The sequence below is a fragment of the Cellulomonas xiejunii genome (assembly GCF_024508315.1).
Classification (GTDB): Bacteria; Actinomycetota; Actinomycetes; order Actinomycetales; family Cellulomonadaceae; genus Cellulomonas; species Cellulomonas xiejunii.
Map to the genome: position 1 here is coordinate 3991039 of NZ_CP101987.1, position 17111 is coordinate 4008149.

Here is a 17111-nt window from a genome sequence, read left to right on the forward strand (position 1 = left end):
GTCTCTCCGGGTCACTCGGAGCGTCAAGGGACATATCGGACGCTGATACTTTCGGGGACCTTTTCGTATCGATTCGACACTCTCTCGGATGACATCAGTGCACCTACTGAGGGAGAAAACGGGACAGTCCGTCCTGGACGTTCGTCCTACGTGGCAACCGTTCTCTGCGTCAGCCGTCGAAACTATCGGTGCTGCTGCCGCGCTCGCGGCTACCCTCGCGGGATGATCCCCTCGCGTCACACCGCCCGCCTGGTCATGCGCTCGTGGCAGGACAGCGACCTCGAGCCGTTCGCCGAGATGAATGCCGACCCCGAGGTCATGAAGTACTTCCCATCCCTGCTGACCCGTGCGGAGAGCGACGCGCTCGCCACCCAAGCGCGGACGCACGTCGAGGAGCACGGCTGGGGGCTGTGGGCCCTGGAGGTCGACGGACGGTTCGCCGGCTTCACCGGGCTCGCGCGGCCGCGCTGGAACCCCGACCTGGTCGAGGTCGGCTGGCGGCTGCCCCGCTGGGCGTGGGGCCACGGGTACGCCACGGAGGCGGCGCGTGAAGCGCTGGCCGTGGGCTTCGACGAGCTCGGGCTGGCGGAGATCGTGTCGTTCACCACCGTGGACAACGAGCGGTCGCGAGCCGTCATGCGTCGACTCGGCATGACGTACGACCCCGCGGACGACTTCGACTACGAGTCGAGCGCGGCGGGTCACCCGCTCCGCCGCTCGGTGCTCTACCGGATCCGTGCGCCGCGGGAGAGCCGCCCGACCGCAGGTGCCGCACCCACGTCGCAGGGATGACCTGGCGAGCCGGCAGCGTCGCGGCCCCCACGGGCCCTGAGCGGCCCGGACCCTCCCGCGTTCAGCCGCCGAACGGCAGCACCGGGCGGCCCGGCACCTCGACGCGCACCCGGAACAGCGCACCGGCCTCGGGCTCGGGGTCCTCCAGGTGCTCGCGCGACGTGGAGATGTACAGGTCCCGCAGGTCCGGGCCACCCAGCGTGCAGGCCGTCGTGAGGCGCACGGGTACCTCGACCTCCGCGAGCACCTCCCCCGACGGCGAGACGCAGCGGACGCGACCCGCGCCGTTGAGCGCGACCCACACGTTGCCCGCCGAGTCGACCGTCAGCCCGTCGGGGCTCTCGTCCTCACGGGCGAAGAACGGCCGACGGTTGGTCAAGCGACGGTCGACCACGTCGAAGACGTCGGTCCGGCCGGTGGCCGTGTCGTCGTAGTAGGCGAGCGTGCCGTCGGGCGAGAAGTCGAGACCGTTGGAGATGGTCGCGTCGTCGATCACCACCGTGACGTCCCCGGCGGGCGTGATCCGGTACAGGCGCGCTCCGCCGGGACGCGCGTCGTACGCCATCGACCCCGCGTACAGGACGCCCCACGGGTCGCACCCGGCCTCGTTCATCCGCACGCCCGGGTCGGACCACAGCTCCGGCTGCGGCGTCGGCAGCCCGTCCGGCGACTCCGCGAGCCCGATGCCGCGCTCGAGCCCGACCACGTAGCCGCCCCGCGAGCGCGGCCGCACGAACGCCGCGAGGTCCCCCACGTGCAGGCGGCTCACCGACCCGTCCTCGTCGAGCGTCAGCAGGTCACCCGCGAGCATGTCGACCCAGCGCAGGCCACCCCACGTCGGTGACCAGCACGGACCCTCGCCGTGATAGGCGACGGCGTCGGTGACCTGCTCTGCTCTCAGCACGGGCGCTCCTCCTCGGGTGGGGTACCCCGAGCCTTCCCGGCGGAGAGCCGTGCCGCACGCCGACGCGCGGGCCCGGTCCGTCGCGACGCGCTCACGTCCCGGCACGCGACGACTATCGTCGGCCTCCCCACCTGCGACGACGCCTGGAGGTGAGCGTGCCCGTGTCGGCCGCCCCGCACGTCGTCGTCGTGGGCTCCGGGTTCGGCGGGTCGGTCGCGGCGCTGCGGCTCTCGGAGAAGGGCTATCGCGTCACCGTCGTCGAGGCGGGTCGCCGGTTCACCGCGCAGACGTTGCCGCGCACGTCGTGGGACGTGCGGCGCTTCCTGTGGGCGCCGCGGCTGGGCTGTCGTGGCATCCAACGCATCCACGTGCTGCCCGACGTGGTCCTGCTGGCCGGCGCCGGGGTCGGCGGCGGCTCGCTCGTGTACGCCAACACGCTGTACCGGCCGGAGTCCGACGACTTCTACCGCGACCCGCAGTGGGCGTCCCTCACGGACTGGCGCGACGAGCTGGCGCCGCACTACGACCAGGCGCAGCGCATGCTCGGGGTCGTCCAGAACCCCACGCTGACGCCCGCCGACGACGTCGTGCGCGCGGTCGCCCATGACCTCGGGGTGGCGGACACGTTCCGGCTCGCACCGGTCGGTGTCGTCTTCGGGACGCCGGGCGAGCCCGTGGCGGACCCGTTCTTCGGGGGTGCCGGGCCGGAGCGCCGCGGGTGCCTGGAGTGTGGCGAGTGCATGACCGGCTGCCGGCACGGCGCGAAGAACACGCTGGAGACCAACTACCTGTGGCTCGCGGAACGGTCCGGTGCGCGGATCGTCCCCGACACCACGGTCGCCTCCCTGCTCCCCCGGCCCGACGGGCGGTGGGACGTCGTCACGGTCCCGACAGGCCGGCGCCGACCGGGCACCACGCTGCTCGCCGACCAGGTCGTCCTCGCCGCCGGCGCCTGGGGCACGCAGGAGCTGCTGCACCGGCTCAAGGCCGACGGCACGCTGCCGGGGCTGTCCGACCGGCTCGGGCACCTGACGCGCACCAACTCCGAGGCGCTCGGCGGCGCGGCCCGTCGCCCGCGCGCGCCCGGCCCGCGCGTCAACAGCGGGGTCGCGATCACGTCGTCGGTGTGGCTCGACGAGCGCACGCACATCGAGCCCGTGCGCTACGGCCACGGCTCGAACCTCATGGGCCTGCTGGGCACGGTGCTCACCGACGGCGGCGGGCGCGTGCCGCGCTGGGTCCGCTGGCTGGGGCAGGTGGTGCGGCACCCCCGGCACGCGGTGTCCGTGCTGACGGGCCTGCGCACGTGGTCGGACCGCGCGGTGGTCGGTCTCGTCATGCAGACGGGCGGCGCGGCGCTGACGGTCCGGCCGCGGCGCACGTGGACGGGCCGCTGGCGCCTGACGTCGACGCGCGGCGACGGCGAGCCGAACCCGACCTGGCTGCCCCAGGCCAACGCGGCGTACCGGAGCATGGCCCGCCACCTCGACGGCATCCCCATGAGCACCCTGGGGGAGATCGCCGACGTGCCGATGACCGCGCACTTCCTGGGCGGCTGCACGATCGGCGGTGACCCGACCACGGGCGTGGTCGACGCGTACCACCGTGTCTTCGGGTACCCGGGCCTGCACGTCGTGGACGGGTCGACGATCTCCGCGAACCTGGGCGTGAACCCGTCGCTCACCATCACCGCCCAGGCGGAGCGCGCGTGCGCGATGTGGCCGAACGCCGGCGACCCGGACCCGCGACCGAGGGTCGGCGAGCCGTACCGGCGGGTGCCGCCCGTCGCGCCACGGCACCCCGCGGTGCCCTCGCACGCACGGGCCGCGCTGCCGCTGACGGTGGTGCGGCACGCCGACCTTGCGAGTCCCACAGCGCGGGGGTCCCACCCGCGGCCGACCGGCAGCCCGTACGATCCCGCGTCATGAGAGCAACGAGGCTCGTCCGGAACGGGGCCGTGCTGAGCGCCGCCGCCGCGCTCGCCCTGGCCGGCTGCACGTCAGCCGGCGACCCGTCCCCCACGCCGACGCCCACGCCCGCCGCCGCACCGGACGTCGCGCTGCGGGACCTGCCCCGCGCGGGCCTGGCCGTCGGTGTCGCGGTCGCCGGTGGCGGGCACCACGCCGCGGCCGGCTACCCGGACCCGTTCGGCGAGGACGACGCCTACCGCGACGTGATCGCCGAGCAGTTCTCGTCCGTGACGCACGAGAACCAGCTCAAGTGGGAGTTCCTGCGGCCCACGCGCGAGGAGTTCCGGTTCGAGGGCGCGGACGCCGTGATCGACTTCGCGGAGGAGAACGGTCAGCAGGTGCGCGGCCACACCCTGCTGTGGCACTCGCAGAACCCGCGCTGGCTGACCAGCGGCACGTTCACGGACGAGGAGATGCGCGCGCTCCTGCAGGAGCACATCGCCACGGTCGTCGGACGCTACAAGGGCCGGATCGTGCACTGGGACGTCGCCAACGAGATCTTCGACGACTCCGGCGTGCTGCGCACCGAGGAGAACCCGTTCCTTGCGCGCTTCGGCACCGCGATCGTCGCCGACGCCCTGCGCTGGGCGCACGAGGCCGACCCGGACGCCGTCCTGTACCTCAACGACTTCAACGTCGAGTCCGTCGGCCCCAAGTCCGACGCGTACCTGGCGCTCGCGACCGAGCTGCTCGCGGCCGGTGCGCCGCTGCACGGGTTCGGCGTCCAGGGCCACCTGTCGACGCAGTACCCGTTCCCGGGTGACCTCGAGACCAACCTGCGGCGCTTCACCGACCTGGGGCTGGAGGTCGCGATCACCGAGCTCGACGTCCGCGTCCCCGTCGACGGTGCGGGCCGCGCCGAGCCCGACGACGTCGAGAAGCAGGTCGAGTACTACGGCCGCGCCGTCGACGCGTGCGTCGCCGTCGAGCGCTGCACGTCCCTCACCCTGTGGGGCGTGACCGACCGTTACTCCTGGGTGCCGGGCTTCTTCGCCGGAGAGGGCTCCGCGATGGTCCTGGACGAGGACCTCGCCGTGAAGCCCGCGTTCACCGCGGTCGCCGACGCCCTGCGGGGGCCCGACGCCTGATCACCCCGTGGCCCCGGACCGCGCCGGCCGCGGCGCTCCCCGGGCACGCGCAGCAGGGTGCGACGTACGCTCGGGGGACGGCCAGGTCCCCGGGCCCGACGAGAGGGGCGACCCATGGCGCACGCACCCGACGCACCCGTCGTCGAGCACGACGAGCCCGGACGCCGGTACGTCCTGCGGATCGGCGACGACGAGGTCGGCGAGCTGACCTACTCGACCGGCGCCGACCGGGTGGTGCTCGAGCACACGGTCGTCGACGAGTCCCGGCAGGAGAGGGGCCTGGGTTCGCAGCTCGTGGGGTACGCGCTCGACGACGTGCGGGCCGCCGGGCGGCGCGTCGTCCCGCAGTGCCCGTTCGTCCGCGCCTACGTCGAGCGGAACCCGCAGTACGCGGACCTCGTCGACTGACGAGGACCCGATCGTGACGCAGGGCTCCTGACGCCGGCTCGCTCAGTAGCGGCCGTTGACGTTCGCCGTGCTCCTGCTCCAGCCGTTCGAGGCGCTGACCTTGGCGAAGATCTCGTCGCCGCCCTCCGGGTCCTCGTTGAGCGTGCCGTGCCACACGAGCGTCTCCATGGCGAAGTTACTGCCCAGGACGGTGGTGGCGAGCGAGACACCGAGGTCGTCGTTGAAGACGGGGTCGTCCCCGATCAGCCGCATGCCCACGGTCGTCGTCGGTCCGGCGTCGTGCACGTGGCCCGTGACGATCACGATGTAGTAACCCGGATGGAATGGCGACGGGCTGATGTAGAGCTCGGCGTGGGAGCTGGCGGCTGCGGCGGGCACTGCCGAGAGGACGGCGGTGGAACCGGCCAGGGCGACGACCGTCGCGGCGGCGGCGAGCCTGTGTCGTCGATGCATGAGGACCTCCTCGGACGGGTGGCCGCCTCGTCGCGGCCTACGAGGAGGAGCGCACGCCGGACCGGGGAGATACCTGGGTGCGACTCGACCTGGGCGTCGGTCGCCTGCCACCGGTGCGCTCAGCGACCCGCGACCTCCCGCGCCGCCTGCTCGATGCGCGCGGTGTGCGCGGCCCACTCGGCAGGGCTGCGGCTCGACACGTTCGGGTCGTCGGCGACCAGCCCCGCGTGCCGGGCGACCTCCGCCAGGAGGTGCTCGAGGACCTGGTGCAGGGTCACGCGCCGACGCTCGCCCCACCACGGGACGTCACCGACCGCGTCGATGGGCAGCGCGTCGACGGTGGCGTCGGCGTGCTCGGCCGAGTGCTCCCACAGGTCGAGCACCGACGCGCGGCTCTCGTCCGCCGGCACCCACAGGTCGGCGTCCGGCTCCGCGTCGTCGGCGAACCAGGGCAGCTCACGCGGGCTGGGGCGGCCGAAGACCTCGCCGAGGTAGCCGACCTGGACGCTCGCGACGTGCTTGACCAGCCCGAGCAGGTTCGTCCCCGTGCCGGTCAGCGGGCGGCGCACGTCGTACTCGTCGAGCCCGTCGAGCTTGCCGACCAGCCCGTCACGCTGGCCACGCAGGTACCGGTGCAGCGTGGTCTTGGCGTCGGCGTCCATGCCGGCCACGATGACACCGGGGTCCGACACCGTCGCGAGCGTCGCGCCGGACGCCAGGGCCCCACCACGCACGACCGCCCCGGCAAAGAGGTGTCACGGGCGGCGGTGCGTCCCGATACTGTCCGTCATGCCCGATGCGTCCCGCCGACGTCCGCCCGCCCCCTCGTCCCTGACGTGGGCCGACGTCGCCCCCGACCGGCACCCGTTCGACGCCGGGGCTGCACCGGCGGTCGTCCGCCGTCTGCCGCCGGCGGCGGCCGTGCCCCGGTCCGCGCGCGGCGGACGCGGCCTCGGCGGCAAGCAGTCGACCGGCGACGACTGGGTCGACCGGATGAGCCTGGCGCTCGTCGCGCACTACGGCCCGTGGGCGTCCGGCTGGTCCTGGGGCCGCGGGGAGTCCGTGCACGACGGCGGCCCCGTCGCCGCCTGGTGCTGCCCGCAGCACTCGATCACGTCGCGGAGCGCCACCCTGACGACAGTCGCGACGGCGCTGGTGGAGTGGCGGTCCTGGCTGGAGGAGCTCGACGAGCGGTTCGGCCGGTTCCTGCCCGCCGCACCCGACGCCGGCCCCGGTGAGGTGCTCGCCGTGTGGGAGCGGGCCGTCGCGGACCTCGTCACCGCGGTCGTGGAGCGGACGAACGCCGAGAGCGGCTGGTACCGCCACTGCCGGCAGGTGCTCGGCTGGTTCCTGTCCGCCGCCGGGGTCCCGGAGCGCGAGCACCGCGCGCTGCTCGACGAGGCCCTCGACGGCCGGTTCCACAGCTGGTCGGAGCCGGCACCAGGTGTCGTCGAGGGCGTCGCCGGGCGGCTTGCCACGACCATGGCCCGGCGGGCCGGCGGCTGAGTATCGGTACCGTCACCCGATCCTCGACGTGCTGGCCGAACGGTCCCGATACTGACCGCGTGGACGAGAGCCCTGACGACACCGACGGGCTGCTGGACGACGCCATCGGTGGGCGGTTCTCCAGCTGGACGACGCCATCGGAGACGGACGTCGCGGGGATCGCGTCGCGGCTCGCCGAGGGAGCGCTCGGACGGCGTCGTGCCTGACCACCTGCTCGACTGGTGGCGCGTCCGCGACGAGGTCGGCTGGTCCACCGCGGCACACCACGTCACGGGTCCGGTCCGCGGGGACCGGGACGGGTTCCTCGACGTCGTGCGAGCGACGGCTGCACGCGACGCGCACCGTGCTGCCCGCCTGGAGGCCGCGCTCCACCTGGCGGGTGGCACCGCGGACGCCGGGCAGCCCTTGACGCTCGACGTCCTGACGGGCTGGCAGCGCGTGGTGCTCGGTGTCCCGACGGTCGACTTCCGCACCGGGCCCGCCTACGCCAAGGGTGGCCGCGAGCGGTACGGGCTCGAGCCGACGACCCGCGCGCGGTTCGAGCAGTGCCTGGCCGAGGCGGCGGACCCCCGGGTCCCCCTGCCGGCGCGCGCCGCGCGCGTCCACCTCGACGTGTGCTTCGTGCACCCGTTCCCCGACGGCAACGGCCGCGCGGCGCTGCTGTCCATGTACGCGGTGCTGCGCCGCGAGGGCGTGGTTCCGGACCAGGCCGCGCCGGCGGTCACGATCGTCCGCCGCGCGGACGACGCGCCCGGCGCCCGCTCCTTCGTGCGTCTCGTCGAGGTGCTCGTCGGGTCGACCCGTCGCCGAGCGTCAGGAGTGCCGTCGGGCACGAGCGCGTTCTCTCACGGGTGACCTGCGCACCACGTCAGCGAACGTGGCGCACCTCGGCGAGGTCCAGACGCTCGTCGACGAAGCGCGCGCCGTCAGGAAGGAATCCGTTGCGCTCGTAGAACCGCCGCGCACGCGGGTTGCTCTCGGCGACCCAGAGCTGAGCCGGCGTCCCCGGTGCCAGGACGGCGTCGAGCAGGACCTGGCCGATGCCTGTCCCATGGTGTGCCGCAAGCACGTAGAGCGAGAACAGCTCGCTGTCGCGCACCGGCTGGTGATCCCCGACCTGCCGCCCGGCGCCGCCGATGGCGATCCCGACGACCTGCCCGCCGGCCTCAGCCACCGTCACCTCTGCTCCGCCGTCGAGCCAGCGTTGCCAGGTCACGGTCCGCCGCTCCAGCGTGTCGGACTCCCAGTGTGCTGCCGGGAGCAGTCCGGAGTACGTCTCGACCCACGACGTGTGGTGGACGTTCGCGCAGCCGGCCGCGTCACCGGGCGTGGCGGCACGGATGACGACGGGTACACCGGGCACGGAGCGCACGGGGCCATCCTGCCCTCATCACGGGCACTGGACCACGGAGTTCCGCGGTGCGCCTGATCGGGAGGGGCGCCCGTCGTCCTGCCGTGCGGCATCGGCCGTCCGGCGCAATGCTGGACCCGCAGGTTCCGTGGGACGACGACGACCGACGGGAGCAGGCATGGCGTCACAGGCATCGCTGATGTCGGCAGGGCTGAGCCGCCGCGGGTTCCTCCGTGGGGTCGGGGTCGCCGGTGCCGGCCTCGCGCTCGCGTCCTGTGCGCGGTCCTCGTCCGGGTCGCGGACGACCGAGATCGTCTTCCACCAGTCGAAGCCCGAGGTCATCGACTACTTCGACGACCTCATCGAGCAGTTCCACCAGTCGCAGTCCCGCGTGCGTGTGCGGCACGACGCCACGTCGAACCTGGCCGGGACGTTCGTGCGGGAGTCCCCGCCGGACATCGGCTGCCTCAACTACAACTTCGAGGTCTCGCGGTACGTGGAGCGTGGGGCGCTCAGCGACCTCGGTGACATGCCGGAGGCCGGCCGTGTGCTCGGCGAGCTGCAGCCCCTGATCGAGGTCACGGCGAGCTACCCCGAGCGCACCAGCGTGATCCCGTACTCCCTGATGGCGGCGGCCGTGCTCTACAACCGGGAGATGTTCGCCGGGCTGGGGCTGTCCCCGCCGACGACGTGGGACGAGCTCGTGGCCGTGTGCGAGGCGTTCACCGAGGCGGGGATCACGCCGGTCTACAGCACGTTCAAGGACCCGTGGACGATCGCGCAGGGCCCGTTCGACTACACGGTCGGCGGCATGCTCGACACCACGGACCTCTTCAGCCGCCTCAAGGCGCAGGGTGCCGACGACGGGCCGGTCACGTTCGCCGACGAGCTGCTCGAGCCGGTCCAGCGGATGCAGGAGCTGCTCGCGTACACGAACGACGACGCCGCGAGCCGCGGGTACGGCGACGGCAACCTCGCGTTCGCGAACGGTGAGTCGGCCATGTACCTGCAGGGGCCCTGGGCCATCGGGGAGATCGCGAAGACCAACCCCGACCTGGACGTCGGCGCGTTCCCCCTGCCGGTGACGAACGACCCGGCGGACCGCAAGGTGCGGGTCAACATCGACCTCGCGCTGTGGATCCCGGAGGGCTCCACCAAGAAGGAGGCGGCGCGGGAGTTCCTGTCGTTCCTCATGCAGCCGGAGATCATCGACGCCTACAACGCGCACGCCCTGGGCTTCGGCGTCACGCAGGACGCCGCCCCGGTGACGGACCCGACGCTCGTCGAGCTGAGGGAGTACTACGACCGCGCCGACTTCTACCTGGGCGCTTCCCAGCTGGTCCCGCAGTCGATCCCGCTGCAGAACTACACGCAGTCGCTCGCGTCGGGGGCGGACCCGCGGCCCGTCCTGCGGACGCTCGACGCCGACTGGCAGCGGCTGGCCTTCCGGTCCTGACACCCCCGACGACGACGAGAGGCACCTCATGGCCAGCGCCACAGCGACCCGACCAGGGAGCAGCGACGTCACCGCCGGGCCGAGGACGGACCGCCGCCCGCCCGTCCCCCGGACCTTCTACCTCTTCCTCGTCCCCACGCTCGTCCTGTTCACGTTGTCCATCACGTTGCCGGCGGTCATGGGCATCACGCTGAGCTTCACCGACTCGGTGGGGTTCGGGGAGTTCCAGTTCACCGGGCTGACCAACTACGTGGCGCTCTTCCAGGACCCGGCCATCCGCAGCTCGTACCTCTTCACGATCGGCTTCGCCCTCGTCACCGTGCTGCTGGTCAACGTCCTCGCGTTCCTGCTCGCCGTCGGCCTGACCGCGCGGATCCGCGCCAAGGTCGCGCTGCGCGCCGTGTTCGTGCTGCCCATGGTGATCTCGGGCATCGTCATCGCCTACGTCTTCAACTTCCTGTTCTCCAACTCGATCCCGCAGCTGGGGCAGGCGACCGGCATCACGTTCCTCGAGCAGAGCCTGCTGGCGGACCCCGACCTGGCCTGGGTGACGATCGTCGTGGTCACCGCGTGGCAGGCGGTGCCCAGCGCCCTGCTGATCTACATCGCGGGCATCCTGTCGATCCCGGGCGAGGTCTACGAGGCCGCGGCGATGGACGGGGCGTCCGCCCGCCGACGGCTCGTGTCCATCACGCTGCCGCTGGTCGCGGGCTACGTCGTCATCAACATGGTCATCGGCTTCAAGAACTTCCTCAACGCCTACGACATCATCGTCGGCCTCACCAACGGCGGCCCGGGCACGGCGACCCGCAGCGTCGCCATGACGATCTTCACCGGCTTCACCGGCGGTGACTACGCCTACCAGATGGCCAACGCGACGATCTTCTTCCTCATCGCCGTGGTGCTCGCCGTCGCCCAGCTGCGCCTCACCCGCGGAAGGAGCGCGCTGTCATGACCGCCCAGACGCTGACGACGACGACCCCCGGTCAGGTCCCGGTCCGCCGCGGGCGCCTGCGCCGCCGGGGCGGCGAGGAACGCACGAGCCGGGGCACCACCATCGCCCTGGTCGTCTGTACGCTCGCGGTCTTCGCGCCGCTGTACGCGACGCTCACGATGTCCTTCAAGACGACCGCGCAGTCGGTCGACGGGCAGGTCTTCTCCCTGCCGTCGCCGATCAGCATCGACGGCTTCGTGGAGGCGTGGCGGCTCACGAACTTCCCCCGCGGGTTCGCCATCTCGGTGTTCGTCACCGTCGTGACCGTCGTCGGGACCGTCGTGCTCGCGTCCCTGGCCGCGTACGCGATCGCCCGCAACTGGGACCGCGGGTTCTTCCGGTGGTCGTTCTACTACCTGCTGGCCGCGATGTTCCTGCCCTTCCCCGTGCTCGCGCTGTCCCAGGTGAAGCTGACGGGCATGGTCGGGCTCGCGAACCCGGGCGGGGTGGCGCTCCTGCACGTGATGTTCCAGCTGTCGTTCAGCGTGCTGCTGTTCACGGCGTTCATCCGCGGGCTGCCCGAGGAGCTCGAGGAGAGCGCCCGGCTGGACGGCGCGACGACGTGGACCGTCTTCCGGTACGTCGTGTTCCCGATGATGGCGCCCATGAGCGCGACCGTGGCGATCTTCGCGTTCCTCGCCTCATGGAACGACTTCATGATGCCGTCGCTCATCACGGCCGACTCGACGCTGCAGACCCTGCCGGTGCTGCAGAGCGTCTTCCAGAGCCAGTTCAGCAGCAGCTACAACGTCGCGTTCGCCTCGTACCTCATGGCGATGGCGCCCGCGATCATCGTGTACCTGTTCACGCAGCGCTGGGTGATGGCGGGCGTGACGCAGGGAGCGATCAAGTAGGGACGACGCCGGGCGACCAGGGTCGGGACGACGCGCCGGGCCGCCCGTTCGGCAGGTCCCGCCAGGCTGCTCTACGGTCGAGCGCGTGACGACACCGTCCGGACCCCCTGCGGACGACAGCCCCGACCGCGACGGCGGGCTGCGGAGCTCGCATCCGCCTGCCCGGTTCACGCCGGTGCGCACCTGGATCCTGGACAACGTCTCCGACCTGCACGCCTTCCGGCAGCAGCTCCGGGCGGAGATCAACGCGCGCTCCCACGTCCCGGCCGAGGAGATCCTGGGCACGGTGGCGCAAGACCTGGTGCTCGTGGCCTCCGAGCTCGCGACCAACGGGATCCGTCACGGCCGCCCGCCGACGATCGTGGAGCTCCTGCAGCACGGGCCCGAGTTCCTGCTGACCGTGGCCGACCACGACCTGGGCAGCGTGCCCCGCATCGTCGGGGTCCGTCCCCCCGGTGACGGCGGGTTCGGCCTGCAGATCGCCCGGCGCCTGGCCCGGGACGTCGGGTGGTACCGCACGGACACCGTCAAGGTCATCTGGGCCGAGCTCGGCCCCTGAGGGTCGGGCTCGGCCGTGTGGGCGCGGCGGGCCGCGACGCCGAGGCGTTGGGCCTCCGCGCCGCGGGCGAACCCGGCGCCTGGACCTTGCCGCCGGTGACCACGAAGAGGACGATAGGCACATATCGCCGAGGGGCCGACGCCCGCAGAGCCGCGAGCGCCACCTCCCGTGAGCCGGCCGCGCATCGTGGTCGAGCGACTCGAGCGAGGAGCCCGACGTGATCGAGGCCAACACCACCAACGACGTCTTCCGGTACCTCCAGATCCGGCCGCCGCGTCCGCGGGCCCCGGGCCACGGCGACGGCGACGGCGACCCGAGCGGCGACGCTCCCGGACGGGAGACGGCCGGCGCGGCGACCCGGACGTCCCCCACCACCGCCGGGCTGCCGTCGGCGGGGCGTGCCCGGCCGGGCGTGCCGGGCACGGCCGCCGGACGACGCCGGGAGGACGACGCCCGCCGCGCAGCGCTGCGCGCAGCGGTCGACGAGCTCGTGTCGCTCGCGTCGACCTCGCCGCCACCGGTGACGACGTCACCCCCCGGGCGACCACCGTCGGTCCCCGTGCCGGACCACGTGCTCGCGCGCCTGTCCGTCCGCTCCGCCGTGGTCCTCGCCGACCTCGGGATCGACCTCGCGGCCGACGACCTGCTGGAGATCGTGGCGCGTGTCGAGTCGGCGCTGGCGTCGCCACCGGCGCCCCTGCCCGTGGCGCCGGTCGACGAGACGCCCGACGACGACGAGACGCGGCCCTACCTGCGCACGGCCGGCGTCGCCGAGCTCCTCGTCGTCAAGCAGCACCTCAAGCGGTACGACCGGACGGACGTCGCGCACGTGGAGAACGTGATGGCCTCCGAGCGACGCGTGCGCACGCACCGCGCGCTCGACCGCGTCGAGGAGACCTTCACTACCGAGCGGGAGACGACACGCGAACGGGAGACCGAGCTCGAGACCGCGGAGCGGTTCGAGATGCAGAAGGAGACGTCCAGGACGATCGAGCAGGACCGGCGCTTCGGGTTCGGCCTGACCGTGTCGGGTCGCTACGGCCCCAGCGTGGAGTTCTCGAGCAACCTCGGGGTGGAGTCGACGACCTCGACGCAGGAGACCACCACGTCCGCCATGACGTACGCCAAGGACGTCATGTCCCGCAGCCTCGAGCGGGTGGTCGAGCGGGTGCGCGAGGAGCAGGTGCTCCGCATCCTGCGCGAGCAGGAGGAGACCAACCTCCACGAGTTCGACAACGAGGGCCCCGGCCACGTCGTCGGCGTCTACCAGTTCCTCGAGAAGGTGTACGAGAGCCAGGTCTTCACCTACGGGCTGCGGGAGATGCTCGACATCATGGTCCCCGAGCCGGCGTCCCACCTGTGGTGGCTGGAGAGCTCGCCGACCCAGGGGCTGAACCTGCCGACGCCTCCCCCGCGGCTGTCCGCGTACGCCGCGACCGCCGCGGCCGTGACACCGGAGAACTACCTGACGATCGCCGCGCTGTACGGCGTCGACGGGCTGAGCACCCCACCGCCCTTCTTCCAGATCGCGTCAGCAGCCGTCCAGCAGGGCGGCGCCGACGCGGACGAGGAGGGGCAGCCCCGCAGCGTCGTCGAGAAGGAGGTGCCCGTGCCCGAGGGGTACCTCCCCTGGTACGCGCAGATCATGCCGCTGGCACTGACCGACGACGAGCTGACGCTCGCGGTCTCCGTCGGTGGCGTCAGCCACGTCTGGCGCCCGACCACCGCCGAGCTCGTGGCGGTCGGGAGCGGCCACCGCCTCGCCGCCGGGACCCTGGGCCTCGGCCTGGCGGCCACCGAGCCGCACGTCGCCTCGGCGAACCTCGTCGTCCAGCTCATGGCCTTCGAGACCGCGACCTTCGGCGCGACGATCCAGGTCTTCTTCCTGCGCACGCCGGCGGCCTTCACGCGCTGGCAGATCGCCACGTACGGCGCGCTGTCGAACGCGTACGAGGACGCGGTCAAGCGCTACGAGGTGCAGGTGGCCGAGCTCAAGGCGCAGGCCGCGCAGACCGCGCGGCAGGGCAGCGCGTTCGGCAGCGCCCCGTCGCAGAACGCGGTCGTGGTGCGCGAGGAGCTCAAGCGTCACTGCCTGTCGGTCATCACCCGCGAACGTTTCGACGCGCCCAACGGCATGGTCGACGCCGACCCGCCGTACTTCGACTTCCCGACCGCGGCGCAGCACGGGTCCTTCGCGCGGTTCTTCGAGCAGGCCATCGAGTGGGACCAGCTGCAGTACGTCTGCTACCCGTACTACTGGGCGCGCAAGCCCACCTGGGACGAGCGGCTGCTGCGCGAGGACGTCGACCCCGCGTTCCTCGAGTTCTTCAAGGCCGGTGCGGCGCGGGTCGTCGTGCCCGTGCGGCCCGGCTTCGAGGTGGCCCTGAGCCACTACCTGGAGAAGGACGAGATCTGGGACGGCGAGGGCGAGCCGCCGGACATCACGTCCGACACCTACCTGCCGATCGTCACCGAGATCCAGGAGCGCACGGGCGCCGACCAGGGCGAGCTGCCGGTGGGCGAGCCGTGGGAGACGCGCGTCCCCACGCCGCTGGTCATCCTGCGCACGGAGCCAGGGCTGCCGCGCTGGGTACGCACCGGGACGGACGGGTGGGCCTGGGGCGAGGAGGTCCCGCCGGACGACGGTCCGCCCCCCGACGCGTGATGTACCTCGTCGACTACCTGCCGGTGACCACCGGCAACGACCTGCGGCTCTACGTCGACGGCCAGGACTACGGCGCCGACCTGTACGCCGACCTGCTCGGCGCACGCCGGTACGTCTTCCTCACCGGGCTGCACTTCATGGCCGACTACCGGCTGCTGCGCACGGGCACGGGCAGCGACCAGCGCTCGGCGATCGGGGCGGTGCTCGCCACGCTCGCGCAGCGCGGCGTGGCCGTCTACCTGCTGGTCAACCAGTTCTGGAAGGACGAGCAGGAGGTCCGCTGGCTGACCTCCCCCGTGCGCCGCAAGATCATGAAGGACGGCGAGCTCGTCGGCTACCTCCCGGAGACCTACAAGCTGTTCCAGATGCTGTCGGCGTACCCGAGCGCGTACTGCCGCACCGACATCCACGCGCACTCGGACGTCTTCGGGACGCACCACCAGAAGACCGTGGTGATCGACGGCCGCATCGCGCACCTCGGGGGCATCGACCTCACGTACCTCGACGGGGACCGCTGGGACACGCCCGCCCACAGCACACCCGCAGGGCGCCCGCCCCTGCGCGCGACGGACCGCACGCAGAAGTACTGGCACGACGTGCAGCTGCGTGTGACCGGCCCGGCCGTCCAGCTCGTCCGCGACAACTTCGTCCAGCGCTGGACGTGGGGGCACCTCCACCACGTCGTACGGCGCGGCGGCGTGCTGCTCGGTGTGCGCGACCTCGCACCTCCCCCGCTGCCCGACCTGCGTGCGGAGACCCCGGTGGTGCTGACCTACCCCACCGGGGCAGAGGACGGCAGCACGCCGCTGGTCCAGATCGTGCGGTCGATGCCGCGGCCCACCCCGGTCCTGGCGAAGGAGCTCGGCGACAAGCGCGTGATGACCGCGCAGCGCTGGCGCGACGCGACCTACGCCCGTCAGAAGCCGTCCTGGAACCGCTCGAACAGCGACTGGGAGCGGTCCGCCAAGGACGCGTACCTCACGGGCATCGGCGCGGCCCGCAAGTACGTCTACCTCGAGAACCAGTGGGTCGCCGACGAGCACATCTGGGCGGAGCTGGCGGCCGTCGCCCGGCGCAACGCGCTCAACCCCGACTTCCGGATCATCGTCATGGTCCCCTACGAGGGGTTGTTCGCCGCCGGGCTCGGGTCGAACCAGGAGCTGTGGATCGACGCCGAGATCAGGAAGGTGCGTGAGGCGCTCAAGGACCCCCACGCCTTCGGCGTGTACGCGCTGAGCCCGACGCGCGACGGGCAGGGGCAGGTCACGGGCCAGATCTACGTCCACTCGAAGGTGATGATCGTCGACGACGTGTGGGCGCTGATCGGCTCGGCCAACGCCGGCGGGATCTCGCTCGAGGGCATCCGGTCGGCACGCGACCGGCCGGACACCGAGCTCTCGGCGATCGTGCTGGACCCCGCCTTCGCGAGCCGCTTCCGGCAGAGGCTCTGGTCCGAGCACCTCGGCGTGCCGGTGCACGCCACCTACGACCCCCGGGAGGCCGACCTCTTCCGGGTGCACGCCGAGCTCCCGAGACGACGCGTCACGTACGACCCCCGGTACGCGTACGTGTCCGCCTTCGGCCCGCCGCCCCCGCGACCGTCGGCCCAGCCGTACCGGAAGCTCTCGCGGCTCGTCCCGACCTTCCCCGACCGGTACGGCGTCGGCGTGCCGCCCACCCTGCTGCGCGCCGCCTTCACGGCCCAGCTCGTGCCCGCGCCGCCCGCAGGTCTGCGCCTCTGGTACCGCTGGGCCGTGGAGGTGCCGTTCGCGCGCGACAACCTGGGACGCGAGTCGGTGCGCGGCACCCGCTTCCGTCTGCGCAGCCTCCCCGACGACGAGAACGACGTCTGGACGTGGTCGACCCACGCCGCGGCGTACGTCGGCGCAGCCACGGCACGGGAGATCAGCTCGCTCACCTCGGACGTCATCCATGGCAGAGTCCTGTGCCGCGTGGCGTTCACACCGCTGGGCCGAAAGCCGTCGGAGGAGTCGTCGGCCCTGCTCCTGGAGCACGAGCTGGACTTCATGAACGCCGACTTCGCCCGGGCCAACCACCCCGACGTCGCACGCTGAACGGTCCAGGGTGGGACGAGCTGTCGGACACCGGCT

17 protein-coding genes are annotated in these 17111 nt (G+C 72.4%); 13 read left to right on the plus strand and 4 right to left on the minus strand.

Annotation, left to right across the window (positions count from 1 at the left end; translation table 11 throughout):
• Positions 1 to 222 precede the first annotated feature (222 nt).
• Positions 223 to 792, plus strand: coding sequence for a GNAT family N-acetyltransferase (locus tag NP048_RS18345; protein ID WP_227576758.1), 570 nt, complete (start codon positions 223 to 225; stop codon positions 790 to 792).
• Between the two features lie 61 nt (positions 793 to 853).
• Here NP048_RS18345 and NP048_RS18350 read toward each other — a convergent pair whose 3' ends face one another.
• A complete protein-coding gene (locus NP048_RS18350) occupies positions 854 to 1696 on the minus strand; it encodes an SMP-30/gluconolactonase/LRE family protein (protein ID WP_227576759.1) in 843 nt (280 codons plus the stop codon).
• Positions 1697 to 1845: 149 nt separating this feature from the next.
• On the opposite strand from NP048_RS18350, the gene NP048_RS18355 reads away from it, so the two are divergent.
• The 3 genes from NP048_RS18355 to NP048_RS18365 all read left to right on the plus strand — a co-directional run bounded on the left by NP048_RS18355 (position 1846) and on the right by NP048_RS18365 (position 5162).
• Positions 1846 to 3624 carry an FAD-dependent oxidoreductase gene (locus NP048_RS18355; protein WP_284439711.1) on the plus strand — a complete coding sequence of 593 codons (1779 nt, stop codon included), beginning with the start codon at positions 1846 to 1848 and terminating at the stop codon, positions 3622 to 3624.
• A complete protein-coding gene (locus NP048_RS18360; RefSeq protein WP_227576760.1) occupies positions 3621 to 4754 on the plus strand; it encodes an endo-1,4-beta-xylanase in 1134 nt (377 codons plus the stop codon). The genes NP048_RS18355 and NP048_RS18360 overlap by 4 nt, the downstream gene beginning before the upstream one ends.
• Before the next feature lie 114 nt (positions 4755 to 4868).
• On the plus strand, positions 4869 to 5162 hold the full coding sequence (locus tag NP048_RS18365) for a GNAT family N-acetyltransferase (RefSeq protein WP_227576761.1): 294 nt from the start codon (positions 4869 to 4871) through the stop codon (positions 5160 to 5162).
• 42 nt (positions 5163 to 5204) lie between these two features.
• Here NP048_RS18365 and NP048_RS18370 read toward each other — a convergent pair whose 3' ends face one another.
• Both NP048_RS18370 and NP048_RS18375 read right to left on the minus strand, forming a co-directional pair.
• On the minus strand, positions 5205 to 5615 hold the full coding sequence (locus NP048_RS18370) for a hypothetical protein (RefSeq protein ID WP_227576762.1): 411 nt from the start codon (positions 5613 to 5615) through the stop codon (positions 5205 to 5207).
• Between the two features lie 119 nt (positions 5616 to 5734).
• A complete protein-coding gene (locus NP048_RS18375; protein ID WP_227577206.1) occupies positions 5735 to 6277 on the minus strand; it encodes a DinB family protein in 543 nt (180 codons plus the stop codon).
• A gap of 127 nt (positions 6278 to 6404) precedes the next feature.
• Between NP048_RS18375 and NP048_RS18380 the strand changes: the two genes are divergently transcribed.
• Genes NP048_RS18380 through NP048_RS18390 form a run of 3 tightly spaced genes read left to right on the plus strand, consistent with a single transcriptional unit; the run spans position 6405 to position 7976 of the window.
• Complete coding sequence (locus NP048_RS18380; protein WP_227576763.1) at positions 6405 to 7121, plus strand: hypothetical protein; 717 nt, start codon at positions 6405 to 6407, stop codon at positions 7119 to 7121.
• Positions 7122 to 7180: 59 nt separating this feature from the next.
• Positions 7181 to 7327, plus strand: a complete 147-nt coding sequence (locus NP048_RS18385; RefSeq protein ID WP_227576764.1) for a hypothetical protein — start codon at positions 7181 to 7183, stop codon at positions 7325 to 7327.
• Positions 7320 to 7976: a Fic family protein gene (locus NP048_RS18390; RefSeq protein ID WP_227576765.1), complete on the plus strand. Its 657-nt coding sequence runs from the start codon at positions 7320 to 7322 to the stop codon at positions 7974 to 7976. Before NP048_RS18385 ends, NP048_RS18390 begins: the two co-directional genes overlap by 8 nt.
• A 13-nt stretch (positions 7977 to 7989) precedes the next feature.
• Here the strand turns inward: NP048_RS18390 and NP048_RS18395 are convergent, their stop codons facing one another.
• Positions 7990 to 8493: a GNAT family N-acetyltransferase gene (locus NP048_RS18395; protein WP_227576766.1), complete on the minus strand. Its 504-nt coding sequence runs from the start codon at positions 8491 to 8493 to the stop codon at positions 7990 to 7992.
• Positions 8494 to 8650: 157 nt separating this feature from the next.
• Here NP048_RS18395 and NP048_RS18400 point away from each other — a divergent pair, with 157 nt between their 5' ends.
• The 6 genes from NP048_RS18400 (at position 8651) to NP048_RS18425 (ending at position 17075) form a co-directional block, all read left to right on the plus strand.
• On the plus strand, positions 8651 to 9928 hold the full coding sequence (locus NP048_RS18400; RefSeq protein WP_227576767.1) for an ABC transporter substrate-binding protein: 1278 nt from the start codon (positions 8651 to 8653) through the stop codon (positions 9926 to 9928).
• 28 nt (positions 9929 to 9956) lie between these two features.
• Positions 9957 to 10883, plus strand: coding sequence for a carbohydrate ABC transporter permease (locus tag NP048_RS18405; protein ID WP_227576768.1), 927 nt, complete (start codon positions 9957 to 9959; stop codon positions 10881 to 10883).
• Positions 10880 to 11776, plus strand: a complete 897-nt coding sequence (locus NP048_RS18410) for a carbohydrate ABC transporter permease (protein ID WP_227576769.1) — start codon at positions 10880 to 10882, stop codon at positions 11774 to 11776. The genes NP048_RS18405 and NP048_RS18410 overlap by 4 nt, the downstream gene beginning before the upstream one ends.
• 85 nt (positions 11777 to 11861) lie before the next feature.
• The gene (locus NP048_RS18415; protein WP_227576770.1) at positions 11862 to 12335 is read left to right on the plus strand and encodes an ATP-binding protein; all 474 of its coding nucleotides are present in this window, start codon (positions 11862 to 11864) and stop codon (positions 12333 to 12335) included.
• Positions 12336 to 12552: 217 nt separating this feature from the next.
• Positions 12553 to 15000 carry a hypothetical protein gene (locus tag NP048_RS18420; protein WP_227576771.1) on the plus strand — a complete coding sequence of 816 codons (2448 nt, stop codon included), beginning with the start codon at positions 12553 to 12555 and terminating at the stop codon, positions 14998 to 15000.
• Positions 15000 to 17075: a phospholipase D-like domain-containing protein gene (locus NP048_RS18425; protein WP_227576772.1), complete on the plus strand. Its 2076-nt coding sequence runs from the start codon at positions 15000 to 15002 to the stop codon at positions 17073 to 17075. The genes NP048_RS18420 and NP048_RS18425 overlap by 1 nt, the downstream gene beginning before the upstream one ends.
• Positions 17076 to 17111 lie beyond the last annotated feature (36 nt).

Coding starts and splice junctions, on each gene's coding strand:
- NP048_RS18345 (WP_227576758.1), top strand. CDS start 223: ATGATCCCCTCGCGTCACACCGCCCGCCTGGTCATGCGCTCGTGGCAG.
- NP048_RS18360 (WP_227576760.1), top strand. CDS start 3,621: ATGAGAGCAACGAGGCTCGTCCGGAACGGGGCCGTGCTGAGCGCCGCC.
- NP048_RS18365 (WP_227576761.1), top strand. CDS start 4,869: ATGGCGCACGCACCCGACGCACCCGTCGTCGAGCACGACGAGCCCGGA.
- NP048_RS18370 (WP_227576762.1), bottom strand. CDS start 5,615: ATGCATCGACGACACAGGCTCGCCGCCGCCGCGACGGTCGTCGCCCTG.
- NP048_RS18375 (WP_227577206.1), bottom strand. CDS start 6,277: ATGGACGCCGACGCCAAGACCACGCTGCACCGGTACCTGCGTGGCCAG.
- NP048_RS18380 (WP_227576763.1), top strand. CDS start 6,405: ATGCCCGATGCGTCCCGCCGACGTCCGCCCGCCCCCTCGTCCCTGACG.
- NP048_RS18400 (WP_227576767.1), top strand. CDS start 8,651: ATGGCGTCACAGGCATCGCTGATGTCGGCAGGGCTGAGCCGCCGCGGG.
- NP048_RS18405 (WP_227576768.1), top strand. CDS start 9,957: ATGGCCAGCGCCACAGCGACCCGACCAGGGAGCAGCGACGTCACCGCC.
- NP048_RS18410 (WP_227576769.1), top strand. CDS start 10,880: ATGACCGCCCAGACGCTGACGACGACGACCCCCGGTCAGGTCCCGGTC.
- NP048_RS18425 (WP_227576772.1), top strand. CDS start 15,000: ATGTACCTCGTCGACTACCTGCCGGTGACCACCGGCAACGACCTGCGG.